Annotated in this window: 21 protein-coding genes; 5 read left to right on the forward strand and 16 right to left on the reverse strand. The window is 40.3% G+C overall.

The genetic code is table 11. The annotated features are described in order from the left end of the window. Nucleotides 1–6 precede the first annotated feature (6 nt). From ribE to H5187_RS11420, 10 genes are all read right to left on the reverse strand, one after another. Nucleotides 7–471, reverse strand: a complete 465-nt coding sequence (gene ribE / locus H5187_RS11375) for a 6,7-dimethyl-8-ribityllumazine synthase (RefSeq protein WP_145241133.1) — start codon at nucleotides 469–471, stop codon at nucleotides 7–9. A 101-nt stretch (nucleotides 472–572) separates the two neighbouring features. After that, complete coding sequence (ribBA, locus tag H5187_RS11380; RefSeq protein ID WP_145241135.1) at nucleotides 573–1685, reverse strand: bifunctional 3,4-dihydroxy-2-butanone-4-phosphate synthase/GTP cyclohydrolase II; 1113 nt, start codon at nucleotides 1683–1685, stop codon at nucleotides 573–575. 29 nt (nucleotides 1686–1714) lie between these two features. Further along, complete coding sequence (locus tag H5187_RS11385) at nucleotides 1715–2368, reverse strand: riboflavin synthase (RefSeq protein ID WP_182718316.1); 654 nt, start codon at nucleotides 2366–2368, stop codon at nucleotides 1715–1717. A gap of 12 nt (nucleotides 2369–2380) precedes the next feature. After that, complete coding sequence (gene ribD / locus H5187_RS11390) at nucleotides 2381–3523, reverse strand: bifunctional diaminohydroxyphosphoribosylaminopyrimidine deaminase/5-amino-6-(5-phosphoribosylamino)uracil reductase RibD (protein ID WP_182797886.1); 1143 nt, start codon at nucleotides 3521–3523, stop codon at nucleotides 2381–2383. Between the two features lies 1 nt (nucleotide 3524). After that, entirely contained in the window at nucleotides 3525–3974 is a 450-nt protein-coding gene (nrdR, locus tag H5187_RS11395; protein WP_016708083.1) for a transcriptional regulator NrdR, read from the reverse strand. Nucleotides 3975–4076: 102 nt separating this feature from the next. Next, nucleotides 4077–5333: a serine hydroxymethyltransferase gene (glyA, locus tag H5187_RS11400; RefSeq protein WP_145241140.1), complete on the reverse strand. Its 1257-nt coding sequence runs from the start codon at nucleotides 5331–5333 to the stop codon at nucleotides 4077–4079. Nucleotides 5334–6068: 735 nt separating this feature from the next. After that, complete coding sequence (thrC, locus tag H5187_RS11405) at nucleotides 6069–7352, reverse strand: threonine synthase (protein WP_182794703.1); 1284 nt, start codon at nucleotides 7350–7352, stop codon at nucleotides 6069–6071. 18 nt (nucleotides 7353–7370) lie between these two features. Further along, on the reverse strand, nucleotides 7371–8297 hold the full coding sequence (gene thrB / locus H5187_RS11410) for a homoserine kinase (RefSeq protein ID WP_182797887.1): 927 nt from the start codon (nucleotides 8295–8297) through the stop codon (nucleotides 7371–7373). A 9-nt stretch (nucleotides 8298–8306) separates the two neighbouring features. Continuing rightward, entirely contained in the window at nucleotides 8307–10724 is a 2418-nt protein-coding gene (gene thrA / locus H5187_RS11415) for a bifunctional aspartate kinase/homoserine dehydrogenase I (RefSeq protein WP_182718312.1), read from the reverse strand. A gap of 230 nt (nucleotides 10725–10954) precedes the next feature. Next, nucleotides 10955–11320, reverse strand: a complete 366-nt coding sequence (locus H5187_RS11420) for a response regulator (RefSeq protein ID WP_179959161.1) — start codon at nucleotides 11318–11320, stop codon at nucleotides 10955–10957. 281 nt (nucleotides 11321–11601) lie between these two features. Between H5187_RS11420 and H5187_RS11425 the strand changes: the two genes are divergently transcribed. Together H5187_RS11425 and rdgC are read left to right on the forward strand one after the other, a co-directional pair. After that, nucleotides 11602–13365, forward strand: coding sequence for a HAMP domain-containing sensor histidine kinase (locus tag H5187_RS11425; protein WP_182797888.1), 1764 nt, complete (start codon nucleotides 11602–11604; stop codon nucleotides 13363–13365). Between the two features lie 121 nt (nucleotides 13366–13486). Beyond that, nucleotides 13487–14398 carry a recombination-associated protein RdgC gene (gene rdgC, locus H5187_RS11430; RefSeq protein WP_145241151.1) on the forward strand — a complete coding sequence of 304 codons (912 nt, stop codon included), beginning with the start codon at nucleotides 13487–13489 and terminating at the stop codon, nucleotides 14396–14398. 66 nt (nucleotides 14399–14464) lie between these two features. Here the strand turns inward: rdgC and H5187_RS11435 are convergent, their stop codons facing one another. Continuing rightward, nucleotides 14465–15304, reverse strand: a complete 840-nt coding sequence (locus H5187_RS11435; protein WP_149981203.1) for an HDOD domain-containing protein — start codon at nucleotides 15302–15304, stop codon at nucleotides 14465–14467. A 283-nt stretch (nucleotides 15305–15587) separates the two neighbouring features. Here H5187_RS11435 and H5187_RS11440 point away from each other — a divergent pair, with 283 nt between their 5' ends. Further along, a complete protein-coding gene (locus tag H5187_RS11440) occupies nucleotides 15588–17288 on the forward strand; it encodes a dipeptidyl-peptidase 3 family protein (RefSeq protein WP_149981204.1) in 1701 nt (566 codons plus the stop codon). Nucleotides 17289–17384: 96 nt separating this feature from the next. Here H5187_RS11440 and H5187_RS11445 read toward each other — a convergent pair whose 3' ends face one another. Further along, the gene (locus H5187_RS11445; protein WP_182797889.1) at nucleotides 17385–18098 is read right to left on the reverse strand and encodes an ABC transporter substrate-binding protein; all 714 of its coding nucleotides are present in this window, start codon (nucleotides 18096–18098) and stop codon (nucleotides 17385–17387) included. A gap of 135 nt (nucleotides 18099–18233) precedes the next feature. Then, nucleotides 18234–18629, reverse strand: a complete 396-nt coding sequence (locus tag H5187_RS11450) for an HIT domain-containing protein (protein ID WP_182718309.1) — start codon at nucleotides 18627–18629, stop codon at nucleotides 18234–18236. A 116-nt stretch (nucleotides 18630–18745) separates the two neighbouring features. Between H5187_RS11450 and H5187_RS11455 the strand changes: the two genes are divergently transcribed. Further along, nucleotides 18746–20971, forward strand: coding sequence for a S9 family peptidase (locus tag H5187_RS11455; RefSeq protein WP_182718308.1), 2226 nt, complete (start codon nucleotides 18746–18748; stop codon nucleotides 20969–20971). Between the two features lie 188 nt (nucleotides 20972–21159). Next, on the forward strand, nucleotides 21160–22797 hold the full coding sequence (locus H5187_RS11460) for a methyl-accepting chemotaxis protein (RefSeq protein ID WP_182797890.1): 1638 nt from the start codon (nucleotides 21160–21162) through the stop codon (nucleotides 22795–22797). 70 nt (nucleotides 22798–22867) lie between these two features. On the opposite strand, the gene H5187_RS11465 is transcribed toward H5187_RS11460, so the two are convergent. From H5187_RS11465 to H5187_RS11475, 3 genes are all read right to left on the reverse strand, one after another. After that, nucleotides 22868–24391, reverse strand: coding sequence for a leucyl aminopeptidase family protein (locus tag H5187_RS11465; RefSeq protein WP_182718306.1), 1524 nt, complete (start codon nucleotides 24389–24391; stop codon nucleotides 22868–22870). Between the two features lie 175 nt (nucleotides 24392–24566). Further along, nucleotides 24567–25619 carry a DNA polymerase IV gene (dinB, locus tag H5187_RS11470; RefSeq protein ID WP_182739787.1) on the reverse strand — a complete coding sequence of 351 codons (1053 nt, stop codon included), beginning with the start codon at nucleotides 25617–25619 and terminating at the stop codon, nucleotides 24567–24569. A 66-nt stretch (nucleotides 25620–25685) separates the two neighbouring features. Beyond that, a complete protein-coding gene (locus H5187_RS11475) occupies nucleotides 25686–25889 on the reverse strand; it encodes a hypothetical protein (RefSeq protein ID WP_259398497.1) in 204 nt (67 codons plus the stop codon). Between the last annotated feature and the right edge of the window lie 117 nt (nucleotides 25890–26006).

Raw genomic sequence — 26006 nt, forward strand, 5'->3', positions numbered from 1 at the left:
TTAAACTTAAATTTTATCTAACACATTAACCATTTCAAGTGCGCCTAAAGCAGCTTCGCCGCCTTTGTTGCCCATTTTAGTGCCAGCGCGTTCAATCGCTTGCTCAATGCTTTCAGTGGTTAATACGCCAAATGCAATCGGGATATCATACTCAAGCGACACTTGCGCTAAGCCTTTATTTGATTCGCCAGCGACAAGATCAAAATGTGGTGTACCACCTCTGATCACAACGCCTAAAGCGATGATTGCATCATACTCTTTTTTTGCTGCAACGCGTTTCGCCGCTAAAGGTAATTCTACCGCACCTGGTACATAAACTACGGTAATATCATCATCAGATACACCACCAGTACGTTTTAATTCATCAACAGCACCAGCTAATAGGCTGCTACCAATAAAGTCATTAAAACGAGAAATAACGATAGCGAATTTCTTGCCAGGAGCGTATTTATTACCTTCAATAATTTTCATTCGATAACCCTAAAAAATAAGTTCAAGCGGTTGCGATTGCGCAAAAATTGCTGCGTATCATACCATATAAATAAAATAATAGCCTAGTTTAAGCGTTGTGCTTATTGTGGCTCTACGTAGTCAACCACTTCTAAGTGAAAGCCCGATAACGCATGGTACTTTTTAGGCAAGCTCATCAAACGCATTTTTTCAATGCCCAAGTCAGCTAAAATTTGTGACCCTACGCCTACGGTGCGTGAAGTACCTTGGAATTTACGATGCGCGACCGTCTCACCAGCATCTTCTGCAGCAAACGCTTTGACTGTCGCTTCTAGTTCTTCGGTGCATTCTTGCTTACCTAGAATAACTAACACACCTTGATGCTTTGCAATATAAGCCATCGCATCTGACAAGCCCCAGCTTCTATCGGCACTGCGATCAGATAACAAAATATCATTGAAGGTACTTTTTAAATGAACCCGTACTAAGGTTGGTTCATTCGTTTTAACCTCACCATTTAACAGCGCATAATGTAACTGGCCGTCAATGGTATCTTTATAAGTAACTAAATCAAACTCACCATGTACGGTTGGCAACTTACATTTTGCCACTTGCTCAATGGTGGTTTCATTCATGTTACGGTATTCAATTAAATCAGCAATAGTGCCAATTTTGATATTATGTTGCTCAGCAAATACTTCTAAATCAGGACGACGCGCCATGGTGCCATCAGCATTAAGAATTTCCACAATTACTGATGAAGGCTCTAAACCGGCTAAGCGGGCTAAATCACAACCGGCTTCAGTGTGACCGGCACGCGTTAATACGCCACCTGGTTGTGCCATAATAGGAAAGATATGCCCAGGTTGAACGATATCACTTGGTACAGCACCTTTGGCAATCGCAGCTTGCACAGTACGAGCGCGATCAGCAGCAGAAATCCCCGTAGTCACACCTTTCGATGCTTCAATCGACATCGTAAAGTTAGTCGAAAATGCCGCACCATTGTTTTTTACCATTAATGGTAAATCAAGTTGCTCACAGCGCTCTTGAGTCATTGTTAGGCAAATTAAGCCGCGACCATGAGTGGCCATAAAATTGATCGCTTCAGCACTAATGTGCTCGGCTGCGATAATTAAATCGCCTTCATTTTCTCTGTCTTCATCATCCATTAAAATAACCATTTTACCGGCTTTAATGTCATCAATAATTTCTTGTGCGCTGTGTAAATTCATAATCTGCTCGTGTAAGTTGTGGAGTGCGTTTATTTAATAAAACCGGCTTGGGCGAGTAAACTCATCGAAATATCTGAACTAGCTGGCTGCTCTGCCCCTTTGATCAAACGCTCTAAATAACGCGCGATTTGATCTACTTCTAAGTTCACTTGCGTGCCTACTTTAAAATCAGCAATAGTTGTTTGCTCACTAGTGTGCGGCACAATTGTCAGTTTAAATTTATTATCTGCTACTGCATTTACTGTTAGGCTAATACCATCAATGCATACCGAGCCTTTATAAGGAATATATTTCATTAGTTCTACATCGGTGCTTAACCAGTACTCAACGGCACGCGCATTAGGCGTAATTGCGGTAATAGTCGCGATGCCATCAACATGCCCTGAAACTAAGTGACCACCTAAACGAGATACTGGCTGCATGGCTTTCTCAAGGTTTACAGTTTGCCCTTGTTTATAGTGAGCAAATCCCGTTAAACTGATCGTCTCATTTGATAAGTCAGCGCTAAATCCATCACTGTGCTTGGCCACAACCGTTAAGCAAACCCCATTAGTTGCAATGCTATCGCCTAAATTTACATCGGCCATATCAAGGTTATTACTTTTAATGCGGATAGCTAAATCGCCTTGCTTTTGTTGTAACTCGCTAATAGTGCCCGTCGCTTCGATGATCCCAGTAAACATAGTGGTTACTCTTTAATTATTTGGTTTAGATGAGGCTTTGCGTGGTGTCGCCGTGATACGAATATCGTCACCGATACACACACACTCATTAATTGATAAATTAACAACGTCTTGCATACTTGTCAGCTCTGTAAAGTTTAGTAAGCTTTTGCCGTCATTCCCTAACAACTTCGGCGCCAGATAAACAATATATTCATCAATTAAATTACATTCAGTCATTTGGCCCGCTAAGGTTGCCCCTGCCTCTAACCAAATATGATTAAACTGTTGCTGCGCTAGAAGTTTCATGGCAGCCACTAAATCAACTTTATTATTTTTTTCTGGTACTACAATATGGCTTACGTAATGAGGCCATTGCTGTGATTTATCAAGTTCAGTGGTAATAATAATTACTTCACTGGCAATGCTAAATAATGCTAGCTCAGGTGTTAAACGATTTTGTGAATCAATAATAATACGTACAGGTTGGCGTACAGGTAATTGCGTTGGTAACGGCTCTGGCAGCTCATCAACACGAACATTGAGTTTTGCATTATCAACTAATACTGTGTCCGCGCCGGTTAAAATAGCGCAGCTTTGTGCGCGCTGTAGTTGCACATCTTGGCGAGCCTTAGGGCCAGTTATCCACTTACTTTGACCGTTTTTAAGTGCCGTTTTACCATCAAGGCTTGCGGCCATTTTGCAGGTAATAAATGGCATACCTTGCTCCATGCGCTTTAAAAAGCCACGGTTTAACAGCCTTGCTTGTTGTTCTAACAAACCTGACGCAACCTCAATGCCCGCGTCCGCTAAAATAGCTAAACCTTTACCGGCCACCTGCGGGTTTGGATCAACCATAGCAGCAATTACTTTTACCACGCCAGCAGCTTTTAAACCTTCGGCACACGGCGGTGTGCGACCAAAATGGCTACAAGGTTCAAGCGTGACATAAGCAGTTGCACCAAAGGCTTGGCTACCCGCCATTGCTAATGCATTCACTTCAGCATGGCCTTGGCCGGCAACTTGATGAAAACCTTCACCAACAATAACGTCATTTTTTACTAATACACAGCCAACGTTTGGGTTTGGGGTGGTAGTAAAGCATCCTTGTTTGGCAAGCTCAATCGCTCGGGTCATATAAGAGAAATCTTGTTCGCTAAACTGATATTGGTTCATATCACTCTCCCAAACGGGCAATTTCTTCACCAAATTCACGAATATCTTCGAATGAACGGTATACCGATGCAAATCTGACGTAAGCGACTTTATCGAGTTTTTTCAGCGCTTCCATAATGCATTCGCCAATCAGGTGACTGGAAATCTCACGCTCGCCGGTGGCACGTAATTGCGATTTAATAATATTGACCACTTCATCAACTTGCTCGGTACTGACGGGGCGTTTTTCTAATGCACGGTGTAGACCATTAAGGAGTTTATCTTCATTGAAAGGTTCACGGCTACCGTCTTGTTTGATCACCCGAGGCATTACAAGTTCTGCGCCTTCAAAGGTAGTAAAGCGTTCATGACATTCATTGCATTCACGGCGTCGCCTTACTTGGTGGCCACCTCCCACTAAACGCGAGTCAATCACTTTGGTATCTTTTGCGGTGCAAAATGGACAATGCATAGGTATCAGCTTCCGTTAAAAACAAAAAAGGCCGCTTTTAGGCGGCCTTTATAATAGCAAAAAACTAAGCTATTGTGATCTAAATTACTGTTTGTAACTCAATTAAGCGTAAACAGGTAATTTTTTACAGATTGCTTTAACTTTCTCTTTTACTTGTGCTTGTACTGACTCATCGTTGATGTTGTCTAGTACGTCACAGATCCAGCCAGCAAGCTCTTTAGACTCTGCTTCTTTAAAACCACGGCGTGTGATTGCCGGTGAACCAATACGTAAACCAGACGTTACAAACGGTGAACGTGGGTCATTTGGTACTGAGTTTTTATTTACGGTGATATTAGCATTACCTAAAGCCGCATCTGCGTCTTTACCAGTGATGTCTTTATCAATTAGATCAAGTAAGAACAAGTGGTTTTCTGTTTTATCAGATACGATCTTATAACCGCGCTCTTGCATTACTGCAACCATAGCTTTAGCATTTTTCACAACTTGAGTTTGGTATACTTTAAACTCTGGTTGTAATGCTTCTTTAAATGCCACTGCTTTGGCAGCGATAATGTGACATAAAGGACCACCTTGACCACCAGGGAATACTGCACTGTTAAGCTTTTTATAAATAGCTTCGTCGCCACAAGCAGAAATAATCAAACCACCACGAGGGCCAGCTAATGTCTTATGCGTAGTTGTAGTAACAACGTGTGCATGTGGTACTGGGCTTGGGTAAACACCAGCAGCAATAAGACCTGCAACGTGAGCCATATCAACAAACAAGTAAGCGCCTACTTTGTCAGCGATTTCACGGAATTTAGCCCAATCAACAATACCTGAGTATGCTGAGAAACCACCGATGATCATTTTTGGTTTGTGCTCAAGTGCAAGTGCTTCAACTTGTGCGTAATCAATCTCGCCAGTCGCTTCGTCAAGTCCGTATTGGATTGCGTTATAAAGCTTACCAGAGAAGCTTACATGTGAACCATGCGTTAAGTGACCACCATGAGCTAAGCTCATACCTAACACTGTATCGCCAGCATCTAATAAAGCTAAGAACACAGCAGCATTTGCTTGTGAACCTGCGTGAGGCTGAACGTTAGCATAATCTGAACCAAACAATTCGTTTGCACGGTCAATCGCTAGTTGTTCAACCACGTCAACATGCTCACAACCACCGTAGTAACGCTTGCCCGGATAACCTTCAGCATATTTGTTTGTTAGCTGTGAACCCTGCGCTTCTAGTACGCGTGGGCTACAGTAGTTCTCAGATGCGATAAGCTCGATGTGTTCTTCTTGGCGAGCAGTCTCTTTAGTGATTGCTTCAAATAACTCTGGATCGAAATCCGAAATATTCATGCTACGTTCTAACATGGGGGCTCCTAGGGCAACGTGTATGGTATTTTGAAGGCTGAATTATACGCTGAAAACGTCAATTTGCCTATGGTGTAAAGATGAACATATTTAAACAGGGATTGAATTTAATTCACAGTGTTTTTGTAATGATATTTTTTTATTAAAGCATCAGAAATTTTAATGAATAAAAGCAAATAACATTTACATTATTTATACCTTAATCTGTTGCATTCGCGATTGTTTACACTATTATGATACCAATGTAATCATGGATGATGAACTAATTTACTATGCTAGCTAAACCTATCTACGAATCAATTCCTTATTGTTATGTCATTGTTGGCGGACTTTGCATTTTACTTTTCAGCACTGTTTTACCAACAGCCATTGGTATTTTTTTATTCTTCAATGGTGCCAATATTTGGCGATTACGCTCAAATTCACGGCGTAAAGATCATAAAGTAAATCGCATTAAAGTTAACAAACACTTTTATTATTATGAATTTAAACCATTTATTTTATTTATGTGCGGATTACTCCTAATCCATTGGGTAGCGAATGAATTAGTTATACTTGCAGGGATTATGATCTGCCTTATAGCCATTTTAATTTTTTGTTTACGAGTGCTAAACCGCCGTTCACGTTCAATAGTTTAATTTTCCATTACTGCTATTAAGTACAATTTAAAGCAATAAAAAACGACATTGCTTTCACATATGCCGTTTATTTTTAGTTTTACTTAGCGGGTAAAAACTAACCTAGTTTAGCTAATAATATTTCACGCAGGATATCGTAATCATCTGCGATATCCTCGGCTAAGCATGGTTTAGCTAATGCATCAGCTAGTGGTTTTGGCATTTCAAGTTCAATATTTAAAATCTCTTCAACACTTTCTTTAAACTTAGCCGGATGCGCTGTTGCCAGAAAAATACCAGCAGAATCAGTTGCTAAGTTAGCTTTTAGGCCCTGATAAGCAATCGCTGTATGTGGTTCTGCAACATAGCCTGTTTGATGAATTTTTTTCATCACTGCTTGGGTATCATTTTCATCAACACTAGTTGAATAAAAATCATCATAACTAAACCATTTGTTATCAAGCATGGTTTGTACACGTGGCCAATTATTAGGTTTACTCACATCCATGGCATTAGACAATGACTCGATTGTGGCATTAGGCGCCCAGTTTTTATCAAGGATAAAGCGCGGTACAGTGTCATTTTGATTGGTTGTAGCGCTAAGTTTAGCGACCGGTAAACCAATCACCGCACCGATCATCGCCGCACATACATTACCAAAGTTACCACTAGGTATTGAGATATGTGCTTTGGCGCGCTGCTCTTTTGGTAATTGCGCTATTGCTTCAAAGTAATAACATACTTGTGCAACAAGGCGACTTATATTGATAGAATTAGCTGAATTTAAACCTAAGCGAGATTTAACTTCATCATCTAAAAAGGCATTTTTAACCATCGCTTGGCAATCATCAAAGCTACCATCTACAGCGTAGCAATGGATATTATTACCCAAAGTAGTAAACAATTTTTGCTGTGCTAATGAGATTTTACCTTTTGGAAACAGGATAACCACATCAATATTTGGCTTGTTATAGAACGCATGCGCAACAGCTGCCCCAGTGTCCCCTGAGGTTGCTGTGAGTATTGTGGTTTTTTCACCTTGGCTAAATTGTGCCAAGCACTCAGCCATAAAGCGACCGCCAAAGTCTTTGAATGCAAGCGTTGGCCCATGGAACAACTCTAAACAATAAATATTGTCTTCAACTTCAACTAATTTAACAGGAAAGTTAAAGGCATTTTGCACCATTTGTGCAACCGTATCAGCAGGTAATTCATCACCAATCAAATGCGATAAAATCTTACTGCTACGAGTAACAAAGTCCATATCGAGTAAACTATCAACATCAGCTAAAGGCGCGAGCGATTCAGGGAAAAATACTCCTTGATTACGTCCTAAACCTGTTTTAACCGCTTCAACAAACGACACTTTTTGAGAATCATCTTTTAAATTATGTAATTGCATTATTAGTTCCTTAAATTCTTATAGCTGACGCGTGCCGGCGTTATCGAGTTTACAAATGTGGCAGAAGCCTTGCTCATTAATATAGTTTTGTTCAAGCCACTGTGCGCATTGCTGTGCAGCTTCAAGCGTTTTGCACACGGTAAATAATGTAGGACCAGCACCTGAGATACTGACAATCTCAGCACCAAACTCTGGCAGCGCCGCTTTAGCTTCACTAAAACCGTTGATCAGTGGCGCACGATGCGGCTCCGCTATTTCATCACTCATGATTGAGAGTGCTTCATCAAATCGGCTAGTTAACAATAAAGTACTAAACGCTGATAAGCGCTGCGCAAATTCAACGCTCGCATGCATACTTAGCTGTTTTGGTAACACTGAACGCGCTTTAGCGGTATTAAGTGAAAAACCAGGAAAAGCCGCTACGTAATACCAACGCTCATCAACCGGTAAAGCAATTGATTTATTTGGAATTAAATCACCAGTAAGCTGCAAACCACCCAAGTAACACGGAGTGATATTGTCGTAATGACGACCGCCACTGACAATCGCTTCAAAATCAGCCATTAATTCAATTAACTGCACTTGGCTCAGTGCAGTACCTGCAAACTGATCCAGCGCCGCAAATGTGGCTACTACAGAGCAAGCACTTGAACCAAGACCCGAGCCAATTGGTAAGTTCTTTTTTAATTCCAGTTTAACGCTTGGCATGGTTGGCGCTACATGTTCACGAAAATTCACTAAACACTGATACGCTAAATTTTCACTGGCATCGCTTGGTAGTTTATCTGCGTAATCGCCAGAGCATATAAATTCGTCAAGCTCGCTAGGACTTACCGCAACAACATCACCTAATAACGTGCCATCAATAGGAGCAAGCGCAGCACCTAAGGCATCAAAACCAACTGCAAAATTACCGATTGAGGCTGGAGCATATACTTCGATCATTATACTCTCCTAGCGCGATAACGTTTTTAAAATGTCAGCAAATACCCCGGCCGCAGTCACTGCTGAGCCGGCACCATAACCACGAATAACAAATGGACGTGGTTGATAGTATGCACTCAAAATTGCTAAGGCATTTTCGCCATCACGAATAACAGCCAGAGCATGCTTTTCATCTACCGCTTCAATACCTACTTTGCAGTGGCCTTGTTTGATAGTACCGACATAACGCAACACTTTGCCTTCACTTGCGGCACTTTGAATACGGTCATTAAACGCAGCATCTAAACTTGGCAATTTAGCCATAAATTCGTCAACGTTATCACCTTGGGCAAAACCCGGAGGAAGCACTGATTCAACTTCGATATCGCTCAACTCTAATTTCATACCTGCTTCGCGGGCAATAATTAATAACTTACGCGCGACATCAGTGCCCGATAAATCATCACGTGGATCTGGCTCAGTAAAACCACTTTCTTTGGCTTTAATGGTTGCCTCAGACAGTGATAAACCATCTTGCAATGCGCCAAACATATATGACAATGAACCGGATAAAATTCCGCTAAATTCAAGTAACTCATCGCCAGCACCAAACAGTGACTGTAAGTTATCGATTACAGGAAGACCTGCACCGACATTTGTTTCGTATAAAAACTTACGATTATTTTTTTGCGTTGCTGTAATTAAATCTTGGTAATAAGCATATGAACTTGTATTGGCTTTTTTATTTGCAGCCACAACGTGGAAACCGGCATTCAAAAAGTCTACATACTGAGCCGCTAAAACATCTGAAGACGTACAATCAACTAGTACTGGATTGATTAAATGATTTTGCCTAACAAATTGTTCAACCAGTTTGAGGTCAAACGGTTGTTCTGATGCTGCCAACTTTTGCTGCCAATCGTCAAAAGCAATTCCTTCGCTATCAAGATGTAATTGACGTGAATTAGCAACACCATATAAGTTTAGTTTGATATTACGTTTTTCAAGCCATGCTTGCTGACGCTCTAACTGCTTAATAAGTTCTTGGCCAACTAAACCACAGCCTAATAAAAATACATCAATTGATGGGATATGAGTGAAGAAATTTTCGTGACACACTTTTACAGCATCATTACACAGCTCGCCGTCAATCACTGCTGAAATTGCACTTTCAGTTGAATCCTGGGCAATAGCGACAATGTTAACTTGTGCTTGGGCGAGTGATGCGAAAAATTTAGCAGCTAAGCCTTTATGAGCGCGCATATTATCACCCACTAAAGTAACGATTGCTAAATTACGCTGCACTTGTACAGGTTCAATTAGTCCCGCCTGTGATTCAAGCTCAAACGCAGTTTGCAATGCCTCAAGAGCCAATGGCAAATCTGATTCATGGACACAGAAGCTGATACTAAATTCACATGACGATTGAGTGATCAGTACAATCGAAACATTATCGTGAGCAAGGGCATTAAAAACTTTTGATGCCATGCCTACTTTACCTTTCATGCCGGGGCCTGAAACCGTTAGCATCGCAAGATTTTGTAAACTAGATAACGCTTTTACCGGCTCCGATGACACATTATCATTACTGATCAGTGATCCTTGTGCATCCGGATTATGGGTATTTTTAATTTCACACGGCACGCCAGCTTTAGCGCACGGTAGAATTGTTTTAGGATGGAGAACTTTGGCACCAAAGTAAGAAAGCTCCATCGCTTCTTTATATGATAAAAAATCAACTTTAGAGGCTTTTTTGATATAACGCGGATCAGCACTGTACACACCATCAACGTCAGTCCAAATTTGACATACTTGCGCTTCTAAACACGCTGCTGCAATTGCGGCTGAATAATCTGAGCCATTACGTCCCAGTGTAGTTAGCTGGCCTTGTTCGTTGCTAGCTGTAAAGCCAGGCATAATATAAATAGTCGCAGGATTAGCTTTTAAAGCCGTTTGAAAACGAATTTTACTCGCCACTAGATCAGCTTCCGCATCAATATGACCATTAGTTGATACAATGCAATCGGTTGCTTCGAGGTAGTGGGCGTTATGTGAGCTTAATAAACACTGCATCAGTGATACACTGATGCGCTCACCAAAACTAATAACATAAGCACGCACTTGATCTGGACAACATTGGATGAGTTTGACACCCGCTAGCTTATTTTGCAGTTCGTTTAAATCAGGCCAGTTTTGAACACTACCATATTCAGCTTCTACGGCTGCTTTTAAGCTTTGGCAACGCTCAATTAATGCGTGCCACTGTGTATCATAATCAAGTCCTTGTTCAGCAGCGCTTGCCAGTGCAACCAATGAATCGGTCATGCCACCTGGAGCGGATAGCACCAATAACATTTCGTCTTTTAATTGTGCTTTAACTAACTGTGCTACCTGTTGTAGGCAGGCAAAGTCAGCAAGTGACGACCCACCAAATTTTAATACTCGCATTTTTTATGTTTCCTCATCCCATAAAACGAAAAAAGGCCTGTGTTCGTTGTGAACACAGGCCTTTAAATTTGTTGCACCGACCTATGCCACTATCCAGTAAGAATGGTGGTTGTAATAATAATGGTCAATGCGTGATTATTTGTTTTCATAGCCCTTAGACTGCCTTAAACAGGCCTATTCTGTCAACCCCAAATAAAAAGATAAATTATGCTTTTTGATTATAAAGAAATCTAATGAATGCCGAATTTATGCAGTATTTCATTTAATCTTGTTTTATCTATCGGCTTATCAACGAAGGCTATAGCTCCCAACTTAGCGACACGTTGTTTCATTTCAAGTTGAATATCTGCCGAGATAACCAGCACAAAGCATTCAATCTTTTGTGCTTTAATACTCTCAAGAACTTGTACTCCATCGACTTCGGGCATAGTTAAGTCAAGACACAGTAAATCGAAGTTATGTATATGCATTAACTCCAACGCTTCACGGCCATTTTTTGCTTGCATAATATCTGCTGCGATACACTCATTTAAACAGCGTATAACTTGTTTGCGTGCTACTGTTGAATCATCACACACCAGTACGGAAAAATTCATAATATAGACAACTAAAATACGTATAATAGATTACTGAGTAGACAACAAATCACTCAGTAAATAATAATGTTATAATACTGTTGTGATTTTATAACACAAAAATTTAACAGCGATAAGCTTAAGTTTTTGCTGAAAAAAGAAAATTAACAATGTTTGTACTGTTAAATAAGATTATTTTATTTATTTTTAAACATTTATTAGCTAACTTTAGTACTGAGTGTACTCGTTGCTAGGGTATTAATTAAGCTTTGTGAAAAAAATAAAGGAGCTATAGGCCACCGATGCTACAAAAAAGCCTATCAAAAAAGCTACTTACCAGCGTGTTATCCGTCTACTTTTTATTAACTTTTGTAGTCACGTGCGGGCAAGTTATTGCAGAATATGTAAACACGAAAGATTATATACGTGACGAACTGACGACCTTACAAAAAACATTTAGTCGTAGTTTAACCCGTGCTATTTGGGAGCTAAACACTAAACAAACCATCACCACAGCAGAAGGCTTATTAGCAATTCCAATGATTGAAGGTATTATTGTGCGTGACGATAGCGGCGAAATAATCTCACAATTAGGTCGCTCACTCGATATTCGCGAGCTATACAGCCAACAATTAGTACAAGAAGAAGCCATTATCGAAGATACTCCATCTGGCTTATTCGGTTATACCTTTCCATTGATCTTTGAATTTTCTGGCCGCGCCACCCAAGTTGGTGATGTCACGCTATTTTCGAGCCGAGAAGTGGTATTTAGTCGCATTATGATCTCAATTTATTTTTTAATTGGCAATGCGATGATCAAAACTACATTTTTAATCATCTTATTCTTAATGGCATTTAGAAAACTACTCACAGAACCTCTAGCACAACTAACAGAGCAAATTGAAGATCTTCAATTAGATGACCTCGAAGGTCAACATATCGAAATTGAAACAACTGAGCACAACGAATTAAAAGTAATGGAGCAATCATTCAATAAGTTGATCGATAAAGTTGTGCAATACCGCAAAGAGCTTGAACAAACTCAAAAAGCATTAATAATAAGTAACGAAAAGCTCGATCAGCAAAATCTACAACTTGAACAAGAAGTGGCACGTAAAACATCAAATTTAAGTCAAGCTATGATGGATTTACAGCAACAAAAATACGAGTTGGAAAAACAAAAACTAACGCTCACCGAAGAAGTTGATTTGCGTCGCCATACTGAACAAGAGCTGCTCACCAAACACACTGAAATGCAACGCTATGTTGATGAACTCAATATGGCGCAAGAGCGTTTAGTCAGCTCAGAAAAAATGGCTGCTTTAGGTGGTTTAGTCGCCGGTATTACCCACGATATAAATACCCCGGTCGGTATTGGAGTTACAGCCTCATCCTTTTTGCAAGAGCGCCTAATACAAATTGAAAATGCTTACAAAGATAAAACACTCTCGCCTAAAGCACTTGAAGAGTTTATCAATGATGCCAAACAAAGTACTAGCCTATTAACCACTAACCTAGACCGTGCTTCAGAGCTGGTTGCCAGCTTTAAGCAAATTGCGGTTGATCAAGCCAGTGAAGCCGTGCGCACAATCAACCTAAAAGAATACCTTGGTGAAATTATTCGTTCGTTACACCCTAAGATAAAAAATACCAGCCATCATATAAATTTAGATTGCCCGGTAGACTTAACCTTAAATCTACCTGCTGGTGCTATCAGTCAAATATTTACCAACTTGATTATGAATTCATTGATCCACGGCTTTGATGGTGTCAGCAATGGCATTATAGACATTGCTATTAAAGATGAAGATGACCAAGTAATTATCGACTTTAAAGATAATGGTAATGGCGTTACCGAACAGCAACTTGAAAAACTATTTGACCCATTTTTTACGACTAAACGCGATCAAGGCGGCAGTGGTCTGGGCACACACATTACTTTCAATTTGGTTAAGCAAACCTTGAGCGGCGAAATCGATGCGACAAGCTCACCGGGGAACGGCTTGCATTATCATATTAGTTTCCCTAAAGACATGCCAAAACCTTTGTCTATATTTAATAACTAATGCGCCGAGACTGTTTGCCTAACACTTTGCTTAATTGCTAAACGTTTGGCCAATCAGTCATTTGCGCATCAGCTTTTTATTGTTATGATTGGGCAAATTTACCGAATGGATCAATCTCCCTATGTGGTTTAGTAACCTTATTTGTTACCGCTTTAAGCAAGACGTGTCGTACACCCAAGAAGACTTTGAGAAAGCCTTAGAGCAAGATTTATTTCGCCCTTGCGGTAGTCAAGATTTAAGTACATTTGGCTGGACCAAAGCCTTTGGTAAACATGGTGATACCCTTTCTCATTTCTCACAAAAGAGTATTTTGGTTTGTGCTAAACGTGAAGAAAAAGTACTTCCTGCATCCGTTATCAACGACATGGTTGCTGAAAAAATAGAACTTATCGAAGCCGAAGAAAATCGCCCTGTTAAGAAAAAAGAAAAAGACGAGCTCAAAGAAAATATCCTCCATAGCTTATTACCGCAAGCCTTTAAAAAGTCGAGTTTACAGTTTGCCTTTATTGACCAAGAAAATGGCTGGGTAGTCGTTAACAGTGGTAGTTTTAATAAAGCAGAAGAGTTACTGGCACTACTGCGCAAATCATTGGGTACATTGCCGGTAGTTCCTGCATTTGCAAACTATGATTTAGATGTGTTTTTAACGGACTGGTTAACTAACTTCAGTACACCTGAAGGCTTTGCTATAGGCTCTGACGCAGAGCTTGAAGAAGCAGACGATAGCGGTGCTCAAGTTAAGCTTAAAGGCCATGATTTAGCTTGTGATGAAGTTAAATCGCACCTTGAAAGCGGTAAACGCGTAACTAAACTTGCACTAGATTGGCAAGAGCGCCTGAAGTTCATGCTGCAAAATGATGGCTCTATTAAGCGCTTAAGCTACTCTGAAACATTAAAAGAAGAAAACGCCGACATCCCTAAAGAAGATATGTTAGTCAAACTTGATGCTGACTTTATTCTCGCTTCTGAAGAAATTAAGCTAATGCTAGAAGAACTTACGGCTGGTTTAGGTGACGTTGAAGATTTAGCCTAAATTTTGACTAAGTTTTAAATACTAAAAAAGCGCCCTATTGGCGCTTTTTTTAACTGACGACTTAGCTTAATTAAATACTGATTTCACATCATCAAGCATATCGTTGTATTCATCACTTGAGAAAATATCCAGTGATGGGATCACACCTTTATCAATGTAAGTTTGTAATGCCGCTGACTTATCTGAAACTTGTAAAATACCTTCCATAATCGCACCGATACGAATGAAATCAACATAGCTAATATGTTCTGGACGATAGTTAGGATTGGCCCAGCTTTCTGCTACTTCAACAAATTCATCAGTAAACTCCCAAGCGCGCATGATGGCTCCCCCTACTTTACCGCTAAGCTTTTGAATCGCATGCGCTAAAAAGCTTGGATTGGCAAATACTTCTGGGTGACGTTCCGCTTCCGTCAAAATAGGCAATACACCAATGTTATAAACCAATGATGCGAGTGTAATGGTGTCACGATTCAATGAGGTCTGCTTGTTTTTCTTAAGGAAAAACTCCATCACAGTAATTGAGTGACATGCTACTTTTAAAGTTTTCTGCCATGCCTTATCCATATAACCTTTGATCAGCTCATTATTTGAAACAAATAGTTGCTCCATCGCCATTGCTGTTGCGATATTTTTGATCTGACGCAGACCAATTCTCGTTACCGCTTGATTTATATTAGAAACTTTAACTGTGCGCCCCATAAAAGCACTATTTGCGACTTTTATCATCCGTGCTGCTAATGCCGGATCATGAGAGATCACATCAGCCATTTGCGCTAAATTTACATCTGGATTATCGGCAGCTTGACGTACACGAACCGCAACCTCAGGCAAGGTTGGTAAAACTAACGTGTCATTATTAATACGATCAACCAAAATGGTCAGTAGTGCGTTTTCTGTTGACATAAATGTGCCATCCTTTTGTATTGATTTTTTAATACATCCAAACCATGGAGTGTTTATTTCTTATAGATACAGTATTGTCTAAGTTACCGCTAAAGTTAAGGAAATTATAGAAATTATGTTAGTTTATTTTTCTACTACAGTTTATATCCCTTCGCTTAGACCATCGCAACACAGGAAACTTGCTATTTGCGCATAAGATTTGCTTTAATGCTGGCATAACAAGGAAGCGAAATACCCTCTCAAGGGTATCTATAATTAAACTTACTTTTTAACAGGCAATATAATGACTCTCAATAAAATTAGCCAAGCACTTATTCTTACCGGTGCCGTTTTTCTTAGTGCATGTTCTGATCAAGCCAGCGCACCTAAAGCGTCAAATGCTGCTGCAGCCCCTACAAAGCAAGTACAAGATAGCGGCCCACAACTTATTAACGCTGACACTAGTCGCCTTGATATCTATACCGATTTTAGTTTAACCACTGATTTATCACATTTAAGCGACAACCAAAAAGCGTTAATAGCAAAACTTATTGATGCGTCTAAAATTATGGATGATCTATTCTGGCGCCAAGCATTTGGTGAAGATAAAGCGGCATTTTTAGCCAAAATCAATGATCCTAAAGTACAAAAATTTGCCGATATTAACTATGGACCATGGGATAGATTAAATGGCGATCAAGTCTTTTTGTCAGGCTATGAAGATAAAACAGCCGGAGCTCAATTTTATCCAGCCGATATCACTAAAGAAGAGCTAAACAAGGCTGACGTAGCAGATAAAAATGGTCTGTATTCAGTAATTAAGCGAGATGAACAAGGCAAGCTGTATAGCGTTGCCTATTCGGTTGAATATGCTAAAGCGCTTGAAAAAGCAGCTAACTTATTACGTGAGGCGAGCAAGCTTGCCGATGATAAAGAGTTTGCTAGTTACCTGAACTTACGTGCAGATGCACTACAAAACGATGATTATCAAGCATCAGACTTTGCTTGGATGGACATGAAGAACAACCCCATCGATATCGTTATTGGTCCAATCGAAACCTATGAAGATCAATTGTTCGGCTCTCGCGCAGCCTTTGAATCGTATGTCTTAGTGAAAGATTTAGCATGGTCAGAGCGCCTTGCTAAATTTGCAGCATTTTTACCAGAGCTACAAAAAGGCCTCCCTGTTGATGCCAAATACAAACAAGAAGTGCCTGGCTCTGATGCGGACTTAAATGCATATGATGTTGTTTACTACGCAGGTCATTCTAATGCTGGCAGTAAAACTATTGCCATTAACTTACCAAATGACGAACAAGTACAACTTGAAAAAGGCACTCGCCGTTTACAACTGAAAAATGCTATGCGCGCTAAGTTTGATAAAATATTGGTGCCAATCGCTGAGCAGTTAATTGTTCCTGAGCAACGTAAACACATTACTTTCGATGCATTTTTTGCCAATACCATGTTCCACGAAGTCGCTCATGGTTTAGGGATAAAAAATACTATCACAGATAAAGGCACTGTTCGTCAGTCTTTACAAGAACATGCCAGTGCTTTAGAAGAAGGCAAAGCCGATATCTTAGGCTTGTACATGGTTGAGCAGTTACTCAAAAAAGGTGAGATAACAGAGGGAACACTTGAAGATTATTACATCACTTTTATGGCCGGTATTTTCCGCTCAGTGCGTTTTGGCGCATCAAGTGCCCATGGTAAAGCAAATATGATCCGCTTTAACTTTTTCGCAGAAGAAGGTGCATTCTCTAAAAATGAGCAAGGCCTTTACAGCGTAAATATGGAAAAAATGGGCCAAGCAATGGCCAAGCTATCTGGTTTGATCTTAACCTTACAAGGTGATGGTGATTATGAGAAAGTTGATCAACTGATTGCCACACATGGTGATATCAAAGTGGAACTTGCTAAAGATTTAGAAAAACTAAGCCAAGCTAATATCCCTGTAGATGTCACCTTTAAACAAGGTAAGAAAGAGTTAGGTTTAGAGTAATATAATTAATACTAAAAAGGCGTTTTAGGGGCTCACCTAAAACGCCTTTTTTAATTCAATATTGCTATTACGGGAATGCTAAACCATATTTTTCACTCATTTTTTTACTTCACCATTAGCAATCATATTATTTAATTCTTTATCGAATAAGGTAATAAACTCATTTAAATTACGTTTTTTTGAAAAACCAAAGTAGCCTTTATTAACAATTAATGGCGGCTGTAACTGTTTCACTTGATTGGCTAAACTTAACTGCTTAATAACGGGCTGTGCGGCTCTTGGATGAGTCACTATAATATCGACACGGTCATGAATTAATTGCAAAAAACTGGCTTCAACAGTGCCCACTTCAGAAATTTCTAACTGACTTTTATATCGCTCAAAATCGTCACTATAGTTCCAACCTCGGGTTAACCCTATCGATAACTCTTTTAATGTCTCTAAATTATTATGCCACTGAAATTCATTACTATTTTTGACATAAAAAACCAGCGGGTCTTGATAGAAAGCAGCCTCACTATAAACCATATACTGCTCTCTAATAGCCGACTTATAAGGACCTATAAATGCATCAGCCTTACCAAGCTCAACCATTTTTAGCGCCCGTTTAAAAGGCAAAATATCAATTTTAATTTGGCAACCTAAACGCAGGCAAATTTCACCTGCGATGTCGGCGCCTAAGCCTTCTATTTGACCTTGTTCATTTTTTTCAAGTACCGACGGAAAGGTGGTACCAACAAAGTAAAATGTATTTGCAGCACTGTGATGCGAAAATACACTTAGCAAGGTAAACAATACAAAAGCTTTCATCAGTTAGTTTGCAATCCCTATATACTGAGTGTAATAAACAGCCACGATTTAGTGACCCTAAGCATAGTCTATTTTTACCCAACGAAAAATCATAATACTGTGATCAAACTCTATTATGTAAACACTCAACCACGATTAAAAATGTGTTTTTAAACGTGCCAATTGCTCTTCACTATAAGGCACTGCGGGATATTTACCCCATACTGGCGCAGGCCATGCGACATCGGTTTTATAGCGAGCAATATGATGAATATGTAACTGTGGAACCATGTTACCAAGCGCTGCGACATTAAGTTTATCTGGGTTAAGTACCTCTTTGAGTAGCCGACTTAACTTCGCTGACTCTTGCATTAGCAATACCTGTTCAGACTCGCTTAGATCAATGCTCTCTTTTAAATTAGCTTTACGAGGCACTAAAATAAACCACGGGTATTGACTATCATTCATAAGTAACACTTTGCATAATGGCCAATCGGCCAGTTCAATACAATCACGTACAAGTTCTGGAGCTAAAGAGAATTCAACGGTCATTTTTATTCCTTACAAATTAAGTGCATTACATTTTCGCTACTTTATAGCATTTAGTTGCAGTTGCCCACGCTTGGCTTTACCATCGTTGCAGTTTTTATTCGAGCGAAGGTAAACACGTGTTAAAAAAAATTAAACACCTCTCATACTTGCTACCTTTGGTGGCAACAGCCATCACAGTGCAAGCGAAGCCTCTTACTTTAGAACGTATTTTTGATGATCCAAGTTTAGCGGGTAAAGCACCTGTACAGCTTAAGTTTTCACCAGACGGTAGCCGAGTTACCTACCTGCAAGGTAAAAGCGACGATTACAACCGTTATGATTTGTGGGAATATAATTTAAAAGATAACAAAAATCGTATTTTAGTCGACTCTGCCAAACTTTTTTCAGGCCCTGAAAACCTCTCTGACGAAGAAAAAGCACGCCGTGAGCGCCAACGTATTTTTGGTAAAGGTATTTTAGAATACAAATGGTCTAAAGACGGTAAAGCCTTGTTATTTCCACTTAATGGTGACCTCTATTATTACGAGCTAGGAGCAGGAAAAAGCCGTAAACTGACCGATACTGAGGCATTTGAAACCGACGCACGCTTTTCACCAAAAGGAAACTTTGTCTCGTTTGTCCGTGAACAAAATCTTTATGCGCTAAATCTTAAATCAGGTAAAGAAATTCAGCTGAGTAAAGATGGCGGCGGTGTGATCAAAAACGCCATGGCGGAGTTTGTCGCGCAAGAAGAAATGGGCCGAATGACAGGTTATTGGTGGTCTGGTGATGAATCAAAAATAGCCTTCACTCGCATTGACGAAAGCCCAGTTAAAGAAGCTATCCGCAATGAAATTTACGCTGATGAAGTGAAACTGTTTAACCAACGCTACCCATTTACCGGCACTAATAATGTAAAAATTCAACTTGGTGTGGTTAAGCTTGATAATCAAAAAACTGATTGGGTTGATTTAGGTAAAGATGAAGACATTTACATTGCCCGTGCAAAATGGTTAGAAGATGATAAAACGCTATCGTATCAGTGGCAAAACCGCTCACAGCACAACTTAGAATTGCGCTTTTATAACAGCGAAACTACAGAGCAAAAAGTAGCCTTAACAGAAACTAGTGATAGCTGGATCAACTTACATTTTGATCTACAGTTTTTGAAAGATAAAAAACATTTTGTTTGGGCCTCTGAGCGCAATGGCTTTAAGCATTTATATCTATATCGTACCAATGGTAAGTTAGTGCGTCAGATCACCGATGGTGACTGGGTGGTTGATAGCTTAAAAGGTATTGATGAGAAAAAAGGCATTGTCTACTTTGCCGGACGCAAAGACACGCCTTTGGAAAGCCAGCTATACAGTGTTCCACTGTTTAAAAAGGGCGATATTAAACGTATCACGGAGCAAGGTGCTTATCACAATGTGGTAATGGCAAAAGACAGTAAAACTTTTATTGATAACAGTTCATCGGTTAACAAACCAAACTCAGCGGCACTGCGTAAAGTAAACGGTGAATTTGTTACTTGGTTAGAGCAAAATAAACTTGATGAAAACCATCCACTGACCCCTTATCTTGCTGATCTAGCTGAGCCTGAATATGGCACTTTGACTGCTGATGATGGTCAAGTGATGCACTATCGTTTATTTAAACCTGCAACGGTAAATGATGGTAAAAAGCACCCTGTTCTTGTCAATGTCTATGGCGGCCCACATGCACAACGCGTAACCAATAGTTGGCGCAGCAAAAACTTATATTTCCAATATATGGCACAGCAAGGTTATGTGGTATTCCAATTAGATAATCGTGGTTCGTATAATCGTGGTAAAAAGTTTGAAGATGCCATTTACAAACATTTAGGTGTGGTTGAAGTGGCTGATCAAATAAAAGGCGTCGAATTTTTACGTACGCTTGATTATGTTGACCCACAACGCATTGGTATTTATGGTCACAGTTACGGTGGCTATATGGCATTAATGACCATGTTTAAAGCTGGTGATTATTTTCAAGCAGGCGTATCTGGAGCGCCAGTGACTGATTGGGCACTGTATGATACTCACTATACCGAGCGTTATTTAGGACATCCTGATACAAATGCCAAAGGCTATGCAGACAGTGCGGTATTTCCATACGCAGATGGCTTGAAAGGGCCATTAATGATCTACCATGGTATGGCCGACGATAACGTATTGTTTACCCATGCCACTAAGTTATTCAAACAATTGCAAGATAACGAAAAGCAATTTGAAATGATGACTTACCCAGGTTCCAAGCACAGCTTACGGGGTAAACAAGTGCAAACTCACTTGCATCAAACAATCACTAACTTCTTTAATCGTCATTTTGATGTAGAGTAAGTCAGTATTGACTCCCCAAGTTAGACTAAAGGCTGATTGAAAAATCGGCCTTTTTTTTGACTTAATGATAATCCTATTTATTTAAAATAATTTAGACCAAAACAAGGGACAGTTAACTAGATTTTAAAGTAATATTTACTACGCTTAATATATGCGCGCCTACTGCGAGCACTTCTAAAGGATTTTTTATGTCGCACCTACGCCGTTTTACTATTTTTCAGCGCTTAGCTATCTTGGTAAGTTTGGTCGTTGTTGGTTTACTTTTTTTAAGTATTACCAGTTTAACTCAGCAATATAGTTCACTCAAAGCAGGCCAATATACGAAAACAAAAAATCTGGTTGAAGCTGCTTATAGTGTTATTACCCATTATCATTCATTACAACAAAGCGGCGAACTCACCGAGCAACAAGCCCAACAAGGTGCACTAACTACGATAGCTAGTATTCGCTATGACAATGACAATTACTTCTGGATCAATGATTTTCAGCCAGCCATGGTTATGCACCCTTTTAAACCAGAGTTAAACGGTAAATCACTCAGCAACAGTAAAGACCCCGATGGCGTACCGTTATTTGTTGAAATGGTTAAAATAGTTAAGCAAAGTGGTGAAGGTTTTATCCCTTACAAATGGCCTAAACCAGGCAAAGATCAGCCAGTTGATAAAATAGCCTATGTGAAAGGTTTTACCCCATGGCAATGGATAGTCGGTTCAGGTGTCTATATTGATACTATTGATGAGGCTTTTGCCAGCTTACGGAATTTAGTTATTCTCAATGCCGCAGTGATTATTTTGCTATTAATTAGTTTAAGTTACTTAATCGCCAGAAGTATTTTATTACCAACTCGGCTTGCTGCAAATATGATGAAAAGTATCTCTCAAGGTGAAGGGGATTTAACCCAAACCTTAGATGAAAATGGTAATGATGAGGTATCACGGTTATCTCGCCACTTTAATTTATTTACTACCAAAATGCGTGAGTCACTTAAACAAGTGGCAAATAATGCCAATGATGTTAACCAGCATGCCCAAACAGTGGATGATGCGAGTAAAACCAATCATTCTTTTATTGAACTGCAAAACGATAGCTCAACGCAAGTCGCTGCAGCAATGGAGCAAATGACCCACCAAATTCATGATGTAAGTCGCAATGCCGAAGCGGCTGAACAAGCCGCTAACCAAGCCGCGGTGAATGCATCTGAAGGTAAAGAAGTCGTTGCTAAAACAATTCAAGCCATAGAAACACTGTCCAAAAATATTGAGATTGTGAGTCAAGTTACCGCTGATTTAGCTCAAGAAAGTAATAATATAGGATCGGTACTAGACGTGATACGCGGTATTGCGGAGCAAACCAATTTACTGGCACTCAATGCTGCAATCGAAGCGGCACGTGCTGGCGAACAAGGCCGGGGGTTTGCCGTTGTAGCTGATGAAGTACGCACTCTTGCAAGTCGCACAGGCAAGAGTACAGACGAAATTCAGGCGATGATAGCCAAATTACAAAAAGGCGCAAAGGCGGCCGTAGAGGCGGTAACAGCTAGCCAACAATTATCCACCAGCACAGTACAACAAGCCGGATCTGCCAATACCTCATTAACTGAAATTGAACGTCTGGTGTCAGTGATCACCGATATGAATGGTCAAATAGCCCGTGCGACTGAGCAACAATCAAGTGCTGCGGATGAAGTCAATTTGCGAATTAATGAACTATCGCAATCAACCGAACAGTCTCTGGCCAATACATCACAACTTTCTGGTGCGAGCGATAATCTTAAACACAGTAGCCAACAGCTAACTGATGTGGTTAATCGCTTTAAATTAGATTAATTAACAAAAACAAATTACAAAAAAGCCCCGTCATTTTATATGACGGGGCTGTTGTATTTAATACTGCTTATTATAAGCAGTAACGAGCAAATAAACTGCTTAGGCCTGCTGCAGTTGGTTTACCGTGCTGCCAATCACCACCTTCAACACCACTACCGGCAATATCCATATGCACATAAGGTAAAGGCTGTGCTGACTCACAACCATGCTTATCAAGGCCACCAACAATAGCTAAAAATGCCATAGGGAACTGATGACCACGTGCGGTAACTGCTGATGCTGCATTGTTACTTGATAATACGTCATCAGCTAAAGTACGCGGTTTAATAAAATCATAGTCTTCGCGACGGCTGCGAGAAACTTCTGCACCATCAGCCCATAAGTCACCACTGTCAGCCAGCTTACGAGAAATATTAGCCGCACGTGCAGGGCCATTTTCAACGTATGCACTGTAAGGTCCCATTGCACGAGCTGCATGTCCGGTTAACGTTGCGACCGTAAAGATTTCAGGATTAACTTCTCCTTTTGCTAAATCTTTCATCTCGCTGAGTAAATCCCCCATAGCTAAGCGCCCTTCTGCATCCGTATTACCGATGCGAACACGTACGCCCTCACGGCTAGTAATAATTTCATCTGGTACAAAACAATCAGAACCAATTGAGTTACGAACTACTGCTAAGTAAGCAATAACTTTAACGCCTTGTGGTTGAAAGTCTGCCACTGATTTCATAAAACCAGCAACAGAGGCTGCGCCGCCTTTATCACGGCTCATACCGGCCATATGCCCGCCCACTTTTAAATCGGCACCACCGGTGTCATATACTAAGCCTTTACCGACAAACATTAAGGTACGTGTTACTTCGCCCTCTGGTACATATTCAAGTTTTACAACCCGAGGGTGATGACGCTCAACCGCATATGAAGCGCGAGCTACGGTACTCATCATCGGGTACTCTTTATCAATCGTGGCAATATCTGCAATCACTGCAACATTGACCTTGCTGCCTTTAAATAAATCTACACAGTAATCAGCAAAACGTGGTGGCGCCATACGCTCAGGCTCAGTGCCACATAAATCACGAGCAGCATACTGCCCTGCGGCAATGGCATTCACCGCTTTAATTGTTTGCTCATTAGCACCAAACAAGGCTATTTGAGTGATCGGTTCAATGCTTTCACCATGAAACTCGCGTGCCTCAAGCGGCTGCCACAACGCTTGGCAAGCACCAAGATAAGCAACTTCTAAGGCATACTGATAACGGCTATCTTGGCTTGCTTGTGGTAAGTAAATAGCAGGTTTTGTACTGCCTGATGCTTTAGCTTCATTGATAGCCAATTTAGCTGCATCAAAATAACGACGTACATCGTCATAATCACGATTTAATGGACCTGTCGGCGCTAAAATTACCCGTTTAGAATCAACAACAAGCAGCGTGACTTGCTTACCAATACGTGCATCAACCGCCATTTGCGCTTTAATAGCTTGGCTTAGATTCGGATCGTCTAACTCAGAAAAATTATCGGCAATAATAATAAGCGCATCATGTTTTGCGTTATCTAATTGCGGGGCTGCAACTGCGTGAGGATATGCCATAAAAAAAGGTCCTGTTGTCAAAATACGTAGGAGCTTATTATCATTGATTTAAATAGCTATTGCCAGCAATGTACGACGAGCTAACATAACGCTGGCAACTTGGAGTTACAGTGTAAAATACAGCAGTTACTCACTGCCCACTTATCATTTATTGAAGCAAATAGCGCGCAGTATCTTAATCTAATATACTCAGCTGTAGATGTTGCTGCGGTTCATTTTTAACACCGACTCCTACACCGAGTAACCGCACTGGCTGCTGCAAGCCACGTTGATATGCTTTGCTCAGCAGCTCAGCCAAGATAGTTTCATCAAGTCGGTGGCAAGTTTGATCGGCCGATGTCACCACAAAATTAGCAAACTTCACTTTGACACTGAGTTTATTTATACGTTGCTCTAATTGCTGTTTTGTTAATCGACGTTGAAGCTCAGCCAATAATATTGGCAATTGATCTAAACACGCTTGTAAGCTGGTTTTATTATATTCATAGGTATGCTCAACACTGAGCGATTTACGGGTACGTTCTGTGGATACTTTACCAATATGTAAACCGGCACATTTTTGATACAGCGAGACCCCAAAGTTACCAACGTGTTGCTGCATCCAATTAACCCCTTTAGCGCGCACATCAGCACCGGTGTATAAGCCTTTTAAATTGAGTTTTTCAAGGGTAACCTTACCGACCCCGGGTATTTTACCCAAAGGTAATTGCGCTAAAAAGTCATCCACTTGCTCAGGCAATACTACAAATTGACCATTCGGTTTATTTTCATCACTGGCAATTTTGGCAATAAATTTTATCGGCGCAATTCCAGCCGAAGCAGTTAAACCGGTGGCTGCAAAAATATCGGCGCGGATCTGCTCTGCCATTAAGGTCGCACTACCATGGCATGCATTACTGTCAGTCACATCAAGGTAAGCTTCATCTAAAGAAAGAGGCTCTATAAGATCGGTATAGTGCTTAAATACAGCACGAATTTGCGAAGAGGCTTGTTTATAAACTTGCATACGCCCTGGTACAATCACTAAATCTGGGCATAATTGTTTAGCACGGTAGTTAGACATCGCAGATCGCACACCGTATTCGCGGGCGATGTAATTTGCTGTAGAGAGCACTCCACGGCGACTATTGCCACCAATTGCCAAAGGTACATTAGCAAGCGCGGGGTTATCGCGCATTTCGACCGCTGCGTAAAAGCAATCCATGTCAATATGAATAAACTTTTTCATTCCTCAAACCAAGCACTGTACAAATGAACAGTTATTATTCATTAAGTTTGATTTATTAGCAAGTCATCAGCTCGATGATTCTTGCTGTGAAGATTTTTTACGATTAAATAACCTCGCACCGAATAACCAAAAAGCACCTTCTAAAATAAAACCAACTACGATTAGTATCACCATCCCAGAAGCATTGCCCATCGCATAACAAACTAATGCCAAACAGATCACCACCAGTAGCGCTAAGCGTTTCATTATTTTTGCTGTCACTGTATTCATAATTAGCTCCTTTAAATCAGATTAAAGTATTCATTTACGTAACCGTGAACTACTAAAACTAGCACATTTTCACTGTTTTCCTAATTATCTTGAGCTAAACAGCACCAATTGCTAATC

The organism is Pseudoalteromonas sp. SG44-1 (assembly GCF_014164315.1).
GTDB classification, from domain to species: domain Bacteria; phylum Pseudomonadota; class Gammaproteobacteria; order Enterobacterales; family Alteromonadaceae; genus Pseudoalteromonas; species Pseudoalteromonas rhizosphaerae.

Excerpts from the sequence above, each read along its gene's own strand:
- glyA (WP_145241140.1), bottom strand. The coding sequence starts at position 5,333 with ATGTTAGAACGTAGCATGAATATTTCGGATTTCGATCCAGAGTTATTT.
- H5187_RS11440 (WP_149981204.1), top strand. The coding sequence starts at position 15,588 with ATGACTCTCAATAAAATTAGCCAAGCACTTATTCTTACCGGTGCCGTT.
- rdgC (WP_145241151.1), top strand. The coding sequence starts at position 13,487 with ATGTGGTTTAGTAACCTTATTTGTTACCGCTTTAAGCAAGACGTGTCG.
- H5187_RS11460 (WP_182797890.1), top strand. The coding sequence starts at position 21,160 with ATGTCGCACCTACGCCGTTTTACTATTTTTCAGCGCTTAGCTATCTTG.
- ribBA (WP_145241135.1), bottom strand. The coding sequence starts at position 1,685 with ATGAATTTACACAGCGCACAAGAAATTATTGATGACATTAAAGCCGGT.
- dinB (WP_182739787.1), bottom strand. The coding sequence starts at position 25,619 with ATGAAAAAGTTTATTCATATTGACATGGATTGCTTTTACGCAGCGGTC.
- H5187_RS11445 (WP_182797889.1), bottom strand. The coding sequence starts at position 18,098 with ATGAAAGCTTTTGTATTGTTTACCTTGCTAAGTGTATTTTCGCATCAC.
- H5187_RS11385 (WP_182718316.1), bottom strand. The coding sequence starts at position 2,368 with ATGTTTACTGGGATCATCGAAGCGACGGGCACTATTAGCGAGTTACAA.
- H5187_RS11425 (WP_182797888.1), top strand. The coding sequence starts at position 11,602 with ATGCTACAAAAAAGCCTATCAAAAAAGCTACTTACCAGCGTGTTATCC.
- H5187_RS11465 (WP_182718306.1), bottom strand. The coding sequence starts at position 24,391 with ATGGCATATCCTCACGCAGTTGCAGCCCCGCAATTAGATAACGCAAAA.
- H5187_RS11475 (WP_259398497.1), bottom strand. The coding sequence starts at position 25,889 with ATGAATACAGTGACAGCAAAAATAATGAAACGCTTAGCGCTACTGGTG.
- thrA (WP_182718312.1), bottom strand. The coding sequence starts at position 10,724 with ATGCGAGTATTAAAATTTGGTGGGTCGTCACTTGCTGACTTTGCCTGC.
- H5187_RS11435 (WP_149981203.1), bottom strand. The coding sequence starts at position 15,304 with ATGTCAACAGAAAACGCACTACTGACCATTTTGGTTGATCGTATTAAT.
- H5187_RS11420 (WP_179959161.1), bottom strand. The coding sequence starts at position 11,320 with ATGAATTTTTCCGTACTGGTGTGTGATGATTCAACAGTAGCACGCAAA.
- ribE (WP_145241133.1), bottom strand. The coding sequence starts at position 471 with ATGAAAATTATTGAAGGTAATAAATACGCTCCTGGCAAGAAATTCGCT.
- ribD (WP_182797886.1), bottom strand. The coding sequence starts at position 3,523 with ATGAACCAATATCAGTTTAGCGAACAAGATTTCTCTTATATGACCCGA.
- nrdR (WP_016708083.1), bottom strand. The coding sequence starts at position 3,974 with ATGCATTGTCCATTTTGCACCGCAAAAGATACCAAAGTGATTGACTCG.
- thrC (WP_182794703.1), bottom strand. The coding sequence starts at position 7,352 with ATGCAATTACATAATTTAAAAGATGATTCTCAAAAAGTGTCGTTTGTT.
- thrB (WP_182797887.1), bottom strand. The coding sequence starts at position 8,297 with ATGATCGAAGTATATGCTCCAGCCTCAATCGGTAATTTTGCAGTTGGT.
- H5187_RS11450 (WP_182718309.1), bottom strand. The coding sequence starts at position 18,629 with ATGACCGTTGAATTCTCTTTAGCTCCAGAACTTGTACGTGATTGTATT.